Below are 13,629 nucleotides of genomic sequence, written 5' to 3'. Positions count from 1 at the left end.
ATGGCAAGAGATTTAAGATTCACAAGGAACATTGGTATTGCTGCGCACATTGATGCAGGTAAAACAACTACCACAGAACGTATTCTTTATTATGCCGGTAAATCTCACAAGATCGGTGAGGTTCACGAAGGTGGCGCTACCATGGACTGGATGGAGCAGGAGCAGGAAAGAGGTATTACCATTACTTCCGCTGCTACTACAGTTTTTTGGAATTACAGAAACAACAAATACCAGATCAATATCATCGATACTCCGGGACACGTGGATTTTACCGTAGAGGTAAACCGTTCTTTGAGAGTATTGGACGGATTGGTATTCCTTTTCAGTGCTGTGGACGGTGTAGAGCCACAGTCTGAGACTAACTGGAGATTGGCTGATAACTATAGAGTAGCCCGTATCGGATTCGTTAATAAAATGGACCGTGCAGGTGCTAACTTCCTTGATGTTTGTAAGCAAGTGAAAGATATGTTAGGAAGCTATGCTGTTCCTTTACAGCTTCCTATCGGTGCTGAAGACAAATTCAAAGGCGTTGTTGACCTTATCAACAATAGAGCTATTGTTTGGAATGAGCAGGACCTTGGAATGACCTACGAGGTGGTTCCAATTCCTGAGGACATGGAAGAAGAAGTAGCCCAGTGGAGAGAGCACCTTTTGGAAGCTGTGGCGGAGTATGATGAGTCTTTGATGGAGAAATTCTTCGAAGATCCAGATTCCATTACAGAAGCTGAAATCCTGAAGGCATTACGTGCTGCTACCATCGACATGAAAATTGTTCCTATGGTCTGCGGTTCTTCTTTCAAAAACAAAGGTGTACAGACCATGTTGGACTTGGTGATGGAACTGTTGCCATCTCCATTGGACAAAGACGATCTTTATGCTACCAAACTTGATTCTGAAGAAGAGGTTTTGATCCAGCCTAACTTCAATGATCCATTCGTTGGATTGGCTTTCAAAATTGCTACTGACCCATTCGTTGGACGTCTTTGCTTTGTCAGGGCCTATTCAGGTGTATTGGAGTCCGGTTCATACGTATTCAATAGCCGTTCAGGCAACAAAGAGCGTATCTCCAGGGTATTCCAGATGCATGCCAACAAGCAAAACCAAATCGAGAGATTGGAAGCTGGTGATATCGGTGCCGTAGTAGGTTTCAAAGACATCAAAACAGGTGATACCCTTTGTGATGAAAAGCGCAAAGTGGTTATGGAGTCCATGGTATTCCCTGATCCGGTTATCGGGTATGCAATTGAGCCAAAGACCCAGGCTGACGTGGATAAATTAGGTATGGCGATTTCCAAACTGGTAGAAGAGGATCCAACCCTTCAGGTGAATACTGACCACGAAACTGGTCAGACCATCTTGAGAGGTATGGGTGAGCTTCACCTTGAAATCATCATCGACCGTCTGAAGCGTGAATTCAAAGTTGAAATCAACCAGGGTGCACCTCAGGTTGCTTATAAGGAAGCACTATTCGGTTCTGTTGAACACAAAGAAGTTTACAAAAAGCAGACTGGTGGTAAAGGTAAATTCGCAGATATCGTATTCGAACTTGGACCTAAAGATCCAGATCCTGAAACAGGTGAAATCAAACCAGGGCTTGAATTTGTGAACGCTATCGTAGGTGGTGTGATCCCTAAAGAATTTATCGCTCCTGTGCAGAAAGGCTTCCAAGAGGCCATGAAAAATGGTCCTTTGGCAGGTTATCCAATCGAGTCTATGAAGGTGAAATTGTTCCACGGTTCTTACCATGATGTGGATTCCGATGCACTTTCCTTCGAATTGGCCGCTAGAATCGGTTTCAAAGAAGCCGCTAAGAAGTGTAGGCCACAATTGTTGGAACCAATTATGGCAGTAGATGTGGTAACTCCTGATGAATATACAGGTCCTATCACAGGGGACTTGAACAGAAGAAGAGGTTTGATGAAAGGTATGGATACCAAAGGTACTTCTACCGTTGTCAAAGCTGCTGTACCGTTGTCTGAATTGTTCGGTTATGTAACAGACCTTAGAACAATCACTTCCGGTAGAGCAACAGCTTCCTTGACATTCTCCCACTATGAGCCAGTGCCTACCAACATCGCTGAAGCAGTAATTGCGAAAGTAAAAGGTGAAAAAGCCTAAATCCTGAAAGAAAATGAATCAGAAAATCAGAATAAAATTAAAATCCTACGATCACACCCTGGTGGATAAGTCATCAGAAAAGATCGTAAAAGCGGTAAAAGCTACCGGAGCCATCGTAGTTGGGCCTATTCCTTTGCCAACAAAAAAGGAAAAGTTCACTGTGTTGAAGTCTCCTCACGTTAACAAAAAAGCGAGAGATCAATATCAACTTTGTACTTACAAAAGGTTGGTGGATATCTACAGCAATAGCTCTAAAACTGTGGATGCTTTGATGAAAATCGAACTTCCCAGCGGAGTTGATGTAGAGATCAAAGTCTGACAGACTGCATTGAGATATGATGGGAAAACCTGTCCGCTACAGCGGATGGGTTTTTCTTTTGTACATGCGCCTGCAAGCAAATAAATAGTGCCAGTTCCTTTGGGATAAGGGAATGTGCCAAATTTATTTTTGTAAATAATTGAAAATATTAAAGTTGGAGTTTGTAAGGTGGAATTTAATTTCTAACTTTGCAGTCCTTAAAAAGCACCCTTGTGTTTAAGCACTTGGGTTTCAAGTTTATTATATAACAGAAGATGTCTGGAATAATAGGTAAAAAAGTAGGAATGACTAGCATTTTCAGTGCCGATGGACGTAACGTCGCATGCACGCTAATAGAAGCTGGTCCTTGCGTAGTGACGCAAGTAAAAAATGTTGAAACAGACGGGTACAACGCTGTTCAGTTGGCATTCGGTGAGCGTAAGGAGAAAAACACTCCTAAGCCATTGATCGGTCATTTTAAGAAGGCCGGCACGACGCCAAAGCAGAAAGTTGTTGAATTCAGAGACTTTAGAGTCGAATTCGAAGGTCAGGTTAATCTTGGTAACACCGTAAAAGCTGAAGAGGTATTTGTTGAAGGCGACTTCGTAGATGCTATCGGTACTTCTAAAGGTAAAGGGTTCCAAGGTGTCGTTAAGAGACATGGTTTCGGTGGTGTTGGTGGCCAGACACATGGTCAGCACAACAGACAGAGACATCCTGGTTCTATTGGTGCTTGTTCTTGGCCATCTCGTGTATTCAAAGGTATGAGAATGGCGGGTAGAACAGGTGGTGACAGAGTAAAGGTTGTGAACCTTAAAGTCCTGAAAATTTATCCTGAGAAGAACCTTCTACTTGTAAGCGGTTCTGTCCCTGGTCCAAAAAATTCTTTCGTTATTTTAGAGAAGTAAGAAAATGGAATTAGCAGTATTAAAACATAACGGCGAAGAAACAGGTAGAAAAATTTCTCTTTCTGATCAGATCTTTGCGATCGAGCCTAACGATCATGCTATCTACTTGGATGTAAAGCAATATTTGGCTAACCAGAGACAAGGAACTCATAAATCTAAGGAGAGAAATGAAGTAGCTGGTTCTACCAAGAAAATCAAGAAGCAAAAAGGTACCGGTGGAGCAAGAGCGGGTTCATTGAAATCACCTTTGTTCAGAGGTGGAGGTAGAGTTTTTGGTCCTAAGCCAAGAGACTATTCCTTCAAGTTGAACAAAAAGTTGAAACAATTAGCTAGAAAGTCAGCCCTTACTTACAAAGTTAAAGAGAACGGTTTGATGGTTTTGGAAGATGTATCTTTTGATACACCTAAGACTAAAAACTATTTAGCCTTGTTGAATGGTCTTTCCCTTAGTGATAAGAAGACCCTTTTGGTTCTTCCTGAGCTAAATAAAAATGTATTGCTTTCAAGTAGAAACCTTCCTAAAGCAAAGGTGGTCACAGTAGACAGCGTAAATACTTATGAAGTGTTGCATGCTGACAATTTGGTATTGTGTGAAGGTTCAGTAAGTAAGTTAGAAACCCTATTATTGAAGTAAGACGATGCAAATACTAAAGAAACCTTTGATCACGGAGAAGATTTCTGCAATGAACGAAAAAGGCGTTTATGGATTTGTAGTTGAAAAGACTGCTTCCAAGCCGGAAATCAAAAATGCCGTAGAAAAAATGTATGGTGTGAAGGTGGAAGATGTGCGTACAATGAGATACGCTGGCAAGCCTAAGACAAGATACACCAAGACAAGAATAGTGTCAGGTTATACCAATGCTTACAAAAAAGCCATTGTAAAAATAGCCGAAGGTGAAATTATTGATTTTTACGGAGAAATTTAATTGAATCAGAATCATGGCAGTTAAAAAATTAAAACCTGTAACCCCAGGAACCAGATTCAGAGTAGCTCCAGCTTTTGATGAAATTACAGCATCAAAGCCTGAAAAAGCTCTTTTGGCTCCTAAGAAAAAGACAGGTGGTAGAAATAATGTAGGTAAAATGACCTCCAGATATATTGGTGGTGGTCACAAGCAAAGACTTAGAATCATTGATTTTAAGAGAGATAAGTTTGGTGTTCCGGCTGTAGTTAAATCAATTGAATACGATCCAAACAGAAGTGCGCGTATTGCTTTATTGTACTATGTAGATGGTGCAAAAACCTACATTATCGCTCCGGAAGGTCTGCAAGTCGGTCAGACAGTGATTTCCGGAGAGAGAGTTGCTCCAGAGGTAGGAAATGCAATGATGTTGGTAAATATCCCATTGGGTACCATCGTTCATAACATTGAACTGAAGCCTGGAAAAGGCGGAGCATTGGCCAGGAGTGCCGGTGGATACGCTCAGGTAGTAGCAAGAGAAGGAAAATACGTTACAGTAAAACTTCCTTCAGGCGAGATGAGGTTGATCTTAGGTACTTGCATGGCTACTGTAGGTACTGTATCCAATGCTGATCACATGAATGTGGTTTTAGGAAAGGCTGGTAGAAACCGTTGGTTGGGCAGAAGACCAAGAACAAGAGGTGTGGCTATGAACCCTGTAGATCACCCAATGGGTGGTGGTGAAGGCCGTTCTTCAGGTGGTCATCCAAGATCAAGAAAAGGTTTGCTTGCCAAAGGTAAAAAGACCAGATCTCCTAAAAAGTATTCTAACAAATTCATTATCAGTAAAAGAACCAAATAATCATGGCACGTTCATTAAAAAAAGGTCCTTATATAGAACATCACTTGGCCAAAAAAGTGGATGCAATGAACGAATCCGGAAAGAAATCTGTGATCAAAACCTGGTCCAGAAGATCTATGATCTCCCCGGATTTCGTAGGCCATACCTTTGCTGTGCATAACGGTAATAAATTCATTCCTGTGTTTGTAACAGACAACATGGTTGGCCATAAACTTGGAGAATTTGCACCTACAAGAAACTTTAGAGGTCATATTGCCAAAAAAGATAAAGGAAAGAGATAATCATGGAAGCAATAGCAAGATTAAGAAATGTTCCTACTTCTCCCCGCAAAATGCGGTTGGTAGCTGACCTCGTGAGAGGTAAAAGAGTAGGCCAGGCATTGAGCATTTTGAAGTTTACCCCAAATCACGGATCCATTAAATTGGAAAAACTTCTGCTTTCTGCTGTAGCCAATTGGCAGGCAAAAAATCCTGATGCGAAACTTGAAGAAGCAGATCTATATGTAAAAACAATCTTTGTGGACGCTGGTCGTACCCTAAAAAGATTGAGACCTGCACCTCAGGGTAGAGCGCATAGAATTCGTAAAAGATCAAATCATGTAACCCTAATTGTAGATGCCTACAGTGCAGGAGTTACCGCTGATGAAGTAGAAACAACTGAAAAATCAAATTAAAATCAGACTATGGGACAAAAGATTAACCCAATTGGTTTTAGGCTTGGAGTGATCAAGGGATGGGAATCCAACTGGTACGGTGGCAAAGATTTCGCTGATAAACTATATGAAGATCAGCAAATCAGAAAATATGTCAACGCCAGAATCCCTAAAGGAGGAATCTCCAAAGTTATTATCGAAAGAACTTTGAAGAGAATTACCCTTACTATCCATACTGCACGTCCAGGAGTAGTCATTGGTAAAGGTGGAGCTGAAGTAGACAAGTTGAAAGAAGAATTGAAGAAACTTACCAACAAAGATGTACAAATCAACATCTTTGAAATCAAGCGTCCTGAATTGGATGCCAAATTGGTGGGTGAGTCTATTGCTCAACAACTACAAGCCCGTATTTCTTTCAGAAGAGCCATGAAGCAAGCAATTGCTGCAGCCATCAGAGTCGGAGCAGAAGGTATCAAAGTAAAACTATCTGGTAGATTAGGCGGTGCTGAAATGGCAAGATCAGAGATGTACAAGGAAGGTAGAATTCCTTTACATACTTTGAGAGCGGACATCGATTACGCTGTATCTGAAGCCAATACCGTTTATGGTATCATTGGTATCAAAGTTTGGATCTTCAAAGGTGAAGTTTATGGAAAGAGAGATCTTTCTCCAAATGTAGGTGCAGCCCTTAACGAACCAAAAGCTCAACCAGCCAGAGGTAAGAGAAAAGAAGGTGGTCCAAAAAGAAGAAAGAGAAATAACTAATTTTCACCTTAAAGTGAGAAATCATGTTACAGCCGAAAAGAACTAAATATAGAAAAATGCACAAGGGGAGAGTCAAAGGACTTGCCCAAAGAGGACATACGCTCTCTTTTGGTAACTTTGGTATCAAATCCCTTGAAGCTGGATGGATAACTTCCCGTCAGATTGAGGCAGCACGTATTGCCATGACGAGAGCTATGAAAAGAGAAGGTCAGGTTTGGATCAGAATCTTCCCTGACAAACCTATCACCAAAAAACCTGCTGAGGTTCGTATGGGTAAAGGTAAAGGTGCCCCTGAGTATTGGGTAGCAGTAATCAAGCCAGGTACAATCCTTTTTGAAGCTACAGGTGTAAGCCTTGAAGTAGCTACAGAAGCATTGAGATTGGCTCAGCAAAAACTTCCAGTTAGCACAAAATTCGTAGTACGTAGAGATTACGTTGGATAATTAAGACTATGAAAAACTCAGAAATCAGATCACTTTCCGAAAGTGAAATCGTTGAGCGTTTAGCCGCTGAGCAACAAAACTTGACCAAGTTGAAATTTGCTCATGCTATCTCTCCAATTGAGAATCCTAATAAAATCAAGGAATCAAGACGTTTCATCGCGAGATTGAAAACGATCTTGAAAGCAAAACAATTAGCTAAATAACAAAGACAATGGCTACTACTGAGAGAAATCTTCGTAAAGAAAGAATAGGAAAAGTAGTCAGCAACAAGATGGATAAGTCCATCACTGTTGCCGTAGAAAGAAAGGTAAAACATGCCATCTACGGTAAATTTGTTGCCAAGACTACAAAATTTATGGTTCATGACGAGAAAAATGATGCGCATGAAGGCGATATCGTCCGAATTAGCGAAACTCGTCCGCTGAGTAAGAACAAGCGTTGGAGATTAGTAGAAATTATAGAAAGGGCTAAGTAATCATGATACAACAAGAATCAAGATTAGGCGTTGCGGATAACTCTGGTGCCAAAGAGGTGCTTGTGATCCGTGTTTTGGGTGGAACCAAGAAAAGATATGCTTCCATCGGAGACAAAGTGGTTGTGACTGTAAAGTCAGCTCTTTCTTCCAGCAATATGAAAAAAGGTACCGTTTCCAAAGCGGTTATCGTGAGAACGAAGAAAGAAATAAGAAGAAAAGACGGTTCCTATATCCGTTTTGAAGATAATGCTGCCGTTCTTCTCAATAATAATGACGAGCCAAGAGGTACCCGTATTTTCGGTCCTGTTGCCAGAGAATTGAGGGAGAAGCAGTTTATGAAAATCGTGTCTTTGGCCCCAGAAGTATTGTAATCATGGAAAGAAAATTCAACAAGCAACCAAAATTGCATATCAAAACCGGTGATACTGTAAAAGTACTATCAGGTGATGACAAAGGCAAAACAGGCAAAATCCTTTCTGTAAATCTTGAGAAAAGAAGAGCTGTGGTGGAAGGTCTTAACATGGTTACAAAGCATGTGAAACCTACTGCTTCAAACCCTCAAGGAGGTATAGAAAAGAAGGAAGCCTCTATCCACGTGAGTAACCTGATGCTGGTAGATCCTAAAACAGGTGAAGCTACCAGGACTGGTAAAAAACTTGGAGACAATGGAAAATTAGTAAGATATTCTAAGAAAACAGGGGAGGTGATCAATGGCTAAACCTAGAGTTAAGGAAAGATATAAGGCGGAAATTGTTCCTGCTTTGAAGGAAAAATTCCAGTATAAGTCTGTAATGCAAGTTCCTAAGTTGACCAAGATTGTGATCAACAAAGGTATCGGTGCAGCGGTAGCAGACAAAAAATTGGTAGATCATGGTGTAGAAGAACTTAGCCTGATCGCAGGCCAGAAGGCTGTAGCTACCATTGCTAAAAACTCTGTATCCAACTTTAAGTTGAGAGAAGGTATGCCAATCGGTGCCAAAGTAACCTTAAGAGGAGACAAGATGTATGAGTTCCTTGATAGGTTGATGACTGTAGCTCTTCCTCGTGTGAGAGATTTCAAAGGTATCAATGATAAAGGATTTGACGGAAGAGGTAATTATACCCTTGGTGTGACTGAGCAGATCATATTCCCTGAAATCAGTATTGAAAAAGTGAATAAAATATCCGGTATGGATATCACTTTCGTAACCACTGCTCGGACAGATGAAGAGAGCTATGCATTGTTGAAAGCTTTCGGGATGCCTTTTGTTAACAAAAATAACTAAGAAAGAATATGGCAAAAGAGTCAATTAAAGCTCGTGAGAGAAAAAGAGAAAGACTTGTAGCAAAATATGCTAAGAAAAGAGCCGAGCTTAAGGCTGCAGGTGACTTTGAAGCTTTGGACAAACTACCTAAGAACTCTTCTCCTGTAAGGCTCCACAACAGATGCAAACTCACTGGCCGTCCTAAAGGATACATGAGGAAGTTTGGTATCAACAGGGTTACTTTCAGAGAAATGGCTTCTGCTGGTAAGATCCCAGGTATCACCAAGTCTAGCTGGTAAAATTTAAGCAAGAGTTTTTATTCTAGAAATCATTGTGTAACTTTGCACGCCCGAAACGGGAGAGTGCAGTTAGACTTATATAATTATGACTGATCCAATAGCTGATTATCTAACCAGATTGAGAAATGCCATCAAGGCTTCTCATCGAATCGTTGAGATACCTGCTTCCAATATCAAGAAGGAAATTACGAAGGTGCTTCATGATAAAGGATATATTCAGAACTATAAATTTGAAGAAAACGGTCCTCAGGGAACGATCAAAATAGCTTTGAAATATAATCCTTCTACCAAGCAAAATGCCATTGTAAGCCTGTCAAGAATAAGTAAGCCAGGTTTGAGAAAGTATGTTAAACATGAAGATCTTCCAAGAGTAATCAATGGCTTGGGGATCGCTATCCTTTCTACTTCTAGAGGTGTAATGACCGACAAAGAAGCTAGAGTAGAAGGTGTTGGTGGAGAAGTACTTTGCTACGTATATTAATAAACCGTCATGTCAAGAATAGGTAAAAAACCAATAAATATACCTGCGGGTGTTACTGTAGACGTGTCAGCGCATAACGTTGTCACTGTTAAAGGTCCCAAGGGTACGTTAAGTAGGGATGTGAATCCTGACATTGCTGTAAAGGTAGAGGGCAATGAGATTGTTCTCGAGAGACCTACAGATTCTAAAAGACATAAGTCTTTACACGGCCTTTATCGTTCTTTGGTCAACAACATGGTTGTTGGTGTATCTGAAGGATACAAAAAAGAACTTGAACTGGTGGGTGTTGGTTACAAGGCGTCTAACCAAGGACAGGTTTTAGAACTTTCCCTAGGTTATTCACACAACATCTTCTTTGCATTGCCTGATTCAATTGCTTTGAAAACCGAGACCCCAAAGGGTAAAAACCCATTGGTGACGTTGGAAGGTATTGACAAAGAATTGATTGGCCAAGTTGCTGCTAAAATCAAATCGTTGCGTAAAGTTGAACCTTACAAAGGTAAAGGTGTACGTTTTGTTGGAGAAATTGTAAGACGTAAGGCTGGTAAAACTGCTGGTAAAAAATAATAGAAATGGCTTTTAATAAGAATCTAAGAAGACTAAGAATCAAGAAAAGTATTCGCAGAAAAATCTCCGGTACTGATTCTAGACCTCGTTTGTCAGTATTTAAAAGCAATACTGGTATATATGCACAGTTGATCGATGACCTGAAAGGTCACACCCTAGCGCACGCTTCTTCAAAGGAACTTGGTTCCACGAACAACAAAAACGTAACTGTCTCCAAAGAAGTAGGTAAAAAACTTGCAGAAAGAGCAGTAGCAAAAGGTGTCACTGAAGTTGTTTTCGACAGAAGTGGATACATTTATCATGGTAATGTAAAAGCTCTTGCTGATGGTGCAAGGGAAGGTGGCCTTAAATTTTAATAGATATTATGTCTCAGTTAAGAAGAAAACCCATCAGGGCAACAGATACAGAATTAAAGGAGAAAGTAGTCGCTATCAACCGAGTTGCTAAAGTAGTTAAAGGTGGTAGAAGATTTTCCTTCTCTGCAATTGTGGTTGTAGGAGACGGTAATGGCGTTGTAGGTTATGGTTTGGGTAAAGCCAATGAAGTAACCGATGCAATCACAAAAGGTATCGAAGATGCCAAGAAAAATCTTGTGAGAGTTCCTGTTCTGAAAGGAACAATCCCTCATGAGCAACTTGGTAAATTCGGTGGAGGCTTTGTTCTTATCAAACCAGCTGCAGCAGGTACCGGTGTAATTGCCGGTGGTGCGATGCGTGCTGTTTTGGAAAGTGCCGGTATTACGGACGTTTTGGCTAAATCCAAAGGGTCTTCCAATCCTCACAACGTGGTTAAAGCTACCATCGATGCACTTGTGCAATTGAGAGATGCGATATCTGTGAGCCAACAAAGAGGTGTTAAAATGTCTAAGGTTTTTAACGGATAATAAGATGGCTAAAATCAAAATAACTCAGGTTAAAAGCACAATCAAGAGACCTAAGGATCAAAAAGCTACGATCATTGCGTTAGGACTTGGTAAAATCAACAGAACTGTAGAATTGGAAAACAATCCTGCAATTGCTGGTATGGTAAGAAAAGTAAGTCACCTTGTAAAAGTGGAGGAAGCTTAATTATGAAATTACATACACTTAAACCTGCTGAAGGTTCAGTAAAATCCAGAAAAAGAGTTGGTCGTGGTCCAGGTTCCGGTAAAGGTGGAACCTCTACTAGAGGTCACAAAGGTGCCAAATCCAGATCTGGTTATAAATCAAAGCTTGGATTTGAAGGTGGTCAGATGCCTCTTCAAAGAAGGGTTCCTAAGTTCGGTTTCAAAAGCTTGAACAAAGTAGTTAATAAACCTATCAACTTGAGTGTGCTTCAAGAATTGGCCGCTCAACACAATTTAGATACCATTTCTGTAGAAACTTTGGTTGCTCATGGTCTGGTTTCTAAAAATGATGTTGTAAAAGTGTTAGGTAGTGGCGAACTTACAGCCAAATTAAACGTAAGTGCTCACTCTTTCTCTGCTTCTGCTGTTGAAGCTATCGAAAAAGTAGGCGGAACAGTAAACAAGCTTTAAGTAAATGAAAAAGTTTATCTCAACAGTTAAGAATATCTTTTCTATTGAAGATTTGAGAATCCGAATTTTGAATACAATCGGTTTTCTGATTGTATTCAGATTGGGTTCTTTTATCGTTTTACCAGGTGTAGATCCCTCTAAGCTAGGTGATGCACCAGAAGGTATCTTTGGCCTGATCGATACGTTCCTAGGTGGTGCATTCAGTAATGCTTCTATCTTTGGTCTTGGAATCATGCCATATATTTCTGCTTCTATTGTGTTGCAGTTATTAACTGTTGGTGTACCATACTTTCAAAAGCTTCAGAAGGAAGGAGAATCCGGTAGGAAGAGGATTAATCAGATCACCAGGGTTCTGACCATTGCCATCACGGTAGCTCAAGGGATTGGTTATATTACAGCCACCATTCTACCTACAGGGGCCGTCATGGTAAGCACTTCCTTGTTTATGTTTAGCTCACTGGTATTGCTTTCAGCCGGTACAATGTTCTGTATGTGGTTGGGAGAAAAAATAACCGAAAAGGGTATCGGTAATGGTATTTCTATGCTGATCATGATCGGTATTATCTCAAGATTCCCTGGTGCTATTATTGCTGAAGTACTCTCTAAAGGAACTTCTGGAATGTTATTACTCTTGATTGAGGCTGCGGTATTGTTCTTTGTAGTGCTAGGTGTGGTAGCATTGACAGAAGCTACCAGAAGAATTCCAGTACAATATGCCAAGCAAGTAGTAGGTGGAAAAGTATATGGAGGACAAAGACAGTATATTCCTATCAAGGTAAATGCTTCCGGAGTTATGCCTATCATCTTTGCCCAGTCATTGATGTTCCTTCCTGCTCTAATTGCACAAATTTGGTCCGCTGAAAATGATATTGCCAACTATATAGGAAGTACTTTTAGTGATTTTACCTCTTGGCAGTACAACCTTGTATTTGCAATCATGATCATTCTTTTCACTTTCTTCTATACTGCGATTACGGTTAATCCAGAGCAGATAGCGGAAGATCTGAAAAGAAATGGAGGGTTTGTTCCTGGTATCAAGCCGGGTGCACCTACTGCAGATTTCATTGATAATATCATTTCAAGGATTACATTGCCAGGGTCTATATTACTGTCTATTGTAGCTGTCCTTCCTGCATTTGCAATTATTGCTGGTATCGGTGGTGAATTTGCCCAGTTCTATGGAGGTACGTCCTTATTGATTATGGTTGGGGTGATCATGGATACCCTCAGACAAATAGAAAGTTACTTATTGATGAGACATTACGAAGGAATGATGAAAAGTGGAAACATGAAAAACAATCCTTCTAACTATGCTGCCGCTATATGATTCATTATAAGACTTCCGAGGAAGTCCATAAAATCAAAGAAAGCGCTCAGATATTAGGTAAAGCTCACGGAGAAGTAGCAAAATACATTAAAGAGGGAGTGAAGACTTCCTTCCTGGATAAGATAGCAGAAGAGTACATCAGGGATAATCATGGTGTACCTTCTTTTAAAGGTTATAATGGATTTCCTGCATCACTTTGTATTTCAGTAAATGAAGTAGTGGTACATGGGTTTCCAAGTGACTATGTTTTGAAAGATGGCGATATAATCTCAGTAGATTGTGGAGTCTTTCACCAAGGTTTTCATAGCGATTGCGCTTATACTTACCCTGTCGGTGAAGTTTCTCCCCAAGTATTGTCATTACTCAAAGCGACCAAAGATTCTCTTTATTTAGGTATTGAGAATGCTGTTTTTGGTAAGAGGATCGGTGATATCGGCCATGCAATTCAAAAATTTGTGGAGGCTAAAGGATACACCGTAGTCAGAGAATTGGTTGGTCATGGATTAGGTAGGAACCTACATGAGTCCCCTGAAGTACCCAATTATGGAAAAAAAGGAAGTGGCCCACTGATAAAAGACGGATTGGTCATTGCCATAGAGCCCATGGTCAATTTAGGTACCAGAAACATAGTTCAGGAAAGGGATGGTTGGACAATCCGCACCGCGGATCGTAAGCCCTCAGCACATTATGAGCATACCGTAGCCATCTTTGAGGACAGAACCGAAATCTTGACTACGCACCAGTACATAGAAGAAAATTTTAAATTCTAAAT

24 protein-coding genes are annotated in these 13,629 nt (G+C 40.5%); all 24 read left to right on the top strand.

The genetic code is table 11. The features are described 5' to 3' along the window. The 24 genes from fusA (at nucleotide 1) to map (ending at nucleotide 13,627) form a co-directional block, all read left to right on the top strand. Entirely contained in the window at nucleotides 1–2,118 is a 2,118-nt protein-coding gene (fusA, locus tag CLV48_RS07390; RefSeq protein WP_106566645.1) for an elongation factor G, read from the top strand. Nucleotides 2,119–2,131: 13 nt separating this feature from the next. Further along, nucleotides 2,132–2,437 (top strand): 30S ribosomal protein S10, encoded by a 306-nt coding sequence (rpsJ, locus tag CLV48_RS07385; RefSeq protein WP_106566644.1) that lies wholly within the window; start codon nucleotides 2,132–2,134, stop codon nucleotides 2,435–2,437. 254 nt (nucleotides 2,438–2,691) lie between these two features. Further along, entirely contained in the window at nucleotides 2,692–3,324 is a 633-nt protein-coding gene (gene rplC, locus CLV48_RS07380; RefSeq protein ID WP_106566643.1) for a 50S ribosomal protein L3, read from the top strand. Nucleotides 3,325–3,328: 4 nt separating this feature from the next. After that, entirely contained in the window at nucleotides 3,329–3,958 is a 630-nt protein-coding gene (gene rplD / locus CLV48_RS07375; protein ID WP_106566642.1) for a 50S ribosomal protein L4, read from the top strand. A 4-nt stretch (nucleotides 3,959–3,962) separates the two neighbouring features. Next, nucleotides 3,963–4,250, top strand: coding sequence for a 50S ribosomal protein L23 (gene rplW / locus CLV48_RS07370; RefSeq protein WP_106566641.1), 288 nt, complete (start codon nucleotides 3,963–3,965; stop codon nucleotides 4,248–4,250). A gap of 13 nt (nucleotides 4,251–4,263) precedes the next feature. Next, nucleotides 4,264–5,088: a 50S ribosomal protein L2 gene (gene rplB, locus CLV48_RS07365; protein WP_106566640.1), complete on the top strand. Its 825-nt coding sequence runs from the start codon at nucleotides 4,264–4,266 to the stop codon at nucleotides 5,086–5,088. Between the two features lie 2 nt (nucleotides 5,089–5,090). Beyond that, nucleotides 5,091–5,369, top strand: a complete 279-nt coding sequence (gene rpsS / locus CLV48_RS07360) for a 30S ribosomal protein S19 (protein WP_106566639.1) — start codon at nucleotides 5,091–5,093, stop codon at nucleotides 5,367–5,369. Nucleotides 5,370–5,371: 2 nt separating this feature from the next. Continuing rightward, a complete protein-coding gene (rplV, locus tag CLV48_RS07355) occupies nucleotides 5,372–5,761 on the top strand; it encodes a 50S ribosomal protein L22 (protein ID WP_106566638.1) in 390 nt (129 codons plus the stop codon). Nucleotides 5,762–5,770: 9 nt separating this feature from the next. Further along, nucleotides 5,771–6,505, top strand: a complete 735-nt coding sequence (gene rpsC, locus CLV48_RS07350; RefSeq protein WP_106566637.1) for a 30S ribosomal protein S3 — start codon at nucleotides 5,771–5,773, stop codon at nucleotides 6,503–6,505. 23 nt (nucleotides 6,506–6,528) lie between these two features. Then, nucleotides 6,529–6,948: a 50S ribosomal protein L16 gene (gene rplP, locus CLV48_RS07345; protein WP_106566636.1), complete on the top strand. Its 420-nt coding sequence runs from the start codon at nucleotides 6,529–6,531 to the stop codon at nucleotides 6,946–6,948. 8 nt (nucleotides 6,949–6,956) lie between these two features. Further along, on the top strand, nucleotides 6,957–7,151 hold the full coding sequence (gene rpmC / locus CLV48_RS07340; protein ID WP_106566635.1) for a 50S ribosomal protein L29: 195 nt from the start codon (nucleotides 6,957–6,959) through the stop codon (nucleotides 7,149–7,151). A gap of 8 nt (nucleotides 7,152–7,159) precedes the next feature. After that, on the top strand, nucleotides 7,160–7,423 hold the full coding sequence (gene rpsQ / locus CLV48_RS07335) for a 30S ribosomal protein S17 (RefSeq protein WP_106566634.1): 264 nt from the start codon (nucleotides 7,160–7,162) through the stop codon (nucleotides 7,421–7,423). 2 nt (nucleotides 7,424–7,425) lie between these two features. After that, nucleotides 7,426–7,794: a 50S ribosomal protein L14 gene (gene rplN / locus CLV48_RS07330; RefSeq protein ID WP_009183371.1), complete on the top strand. Its 369-nt coding sequence runs from the start codon at nucleotides 7,426–7,428 to the stop codon at nucleotides 7,792–7,794. Between the two features lie 2 nt (nucleotides 7,795–7,796). Beyond that, a complete protein-coding gene (rplX, locus tag CLV48_RS07325; protein ID WP_106566633.1) occupies nucleotides 7,797–8,141 on the top strand; it encodes a 50S ribosomal protein L24 in 345 nt (114 codons plus the stop codon). Continuing rightward, entirely contained in the window at nucleotides 8,134–8,688 is a 555-nt protein-coding gene (gene rplE / locus CLV48_RS07320) for a 50S ribosomal protein L5 (protein WP_106566632.1), read from the top strand. The genes rplX and rplE overlap by 8 nt, the downstream gene beginning before the upstream one ends. Nucleotides 8,689–8,696: 8 nt before the next feature. Next, entirely contained in the window at nucleotides 8,697–8,966 is a 270-nt protein-coding gene (gene rpsN, locus CLV48_RS07315) for a 30S ribosomal protein S14 (protein ID WP_106566631.1), read from the top strand. A gap of 85 nt (nucleotides 8,967–9,051) precedes the next feature. Continuing rightward, entirely contained in the window at nucleotides 9,052–9,447 is a 396-nt protein-coding gene (rpsH, locus tag CLV48_RS07310) for a 30S ribosomal protein S8 (RefSeq protein WP_106566630.1), read from the top strand. Nucleotides 9,448–9,456: 9 nt separating this feature from the next. Further along, on the top strand, nucleotides 9,457–10,014 hold the full coding sequence (rplF, locus tag CLV48_RS07305) for a 50S ribosomal protein L6 (RefSeq protein ID WP_106566629.1): 558 nt from the start codon (nucleotides 9,457–9,459) through the stop codon (nucleotides 10,012–10,014). A gap of 5 nt (nucleotides 10,015–10,019) precedes the next feature. Beyond that, nucleotides 10,020–10,370 (top strand): 50S ribosomal protein L18, encoded by a 351-nt coding sequence (gene rplR / locus CLV48_RS07300; protein WP_106566628.1) that lies wholly within the window; start codon nucleotides 10,020–10,022, stop codon nucleotides 10,368–10,370. A gap of 8 nt (nucleotides 10,371–10,378) precedes the next feature. Further along, nucleotides 10,379–10,897 (top strand): 30S ribosomal protein S5, encoded by a 519-nt coding sequence (gene rpsE, locus CLV48_RS07295; protein ID WP_106566627.1) that lies wholly within the window; start codon nucleotides 10,379–10,381, stop codon nucleotides 10,895–10,897. Between the two features lie 4 nt (nucleotides 10,898–10,901). Further along, entirely contained in the window at nucleotides 10,902–11,081 is a 180-nt protein-coding gene (gene rpmD, locus CLV48_RS07290) for a 50S ribosomal protein L30 (protein WP_106566626.1), read from the top strand. A 2-nt stretch (nucleotides 11,082–11,083) separates the two neighbouring features. Continuing rightward, nucleotides 11,084–11,530 (top strand): 50S ribosomal protein L15, encoded by a 447-nt coding sequence (rplO, locus tag CLV48_RS07285; protein ID WP_106566625.1) that lies wholly within the window; start codon nucleotides 11,084–11,086, stop codon nucleotides 11,528–11,530. A 4-nt stretch (nucleotides 11,531–11,534) separates the two neighbouring features. Beyond that, nucleotides 11,535–12,857: a preprotein translocase subunit SecY gene (gene secY / locus CLV48_RS07280; RefSeq protein ID WP_106566624.1), complete on the top strand. Its 1,323-nt coding sequence runs from the start codon at nucleotides 11,535–11,537 to the stop codon at nucleotides 12,855–12,857. Next, on the top strand, nucleotides 12,854–13,627 hold the full coding sequence (gene map, locus CLV48_RS07275) for a type I methionyl aminopeptidase (protein WP_106566623.1): 774 nt from the start codon (nucleotides 12,854–12,856) through the stop codon (nucleotides 13,625–13,627). The genes secY and map overlap by 4 nt, the downstream gene beginning before the upstream one ends. Nucleotides 13,628–13,629 lie beyond the last annotated feature (2 nt).

The sequence above is a fragment of the Cecembia rubra genome (genome assembly GCF_003014575.1).
Taxonomy (GTDB): domain Bacteria; phylum Bacteroidota; class Bacteroidia; order Cytophagales; family Cyclobacteriaceae; genus Cecembia_A; species Cecembia_A rubra.
The sequence above is the reverse complement of the archived record's forward strand: the minus strand, read 5'-3'. Positions and strand labels throughout refer to the sequence as shown.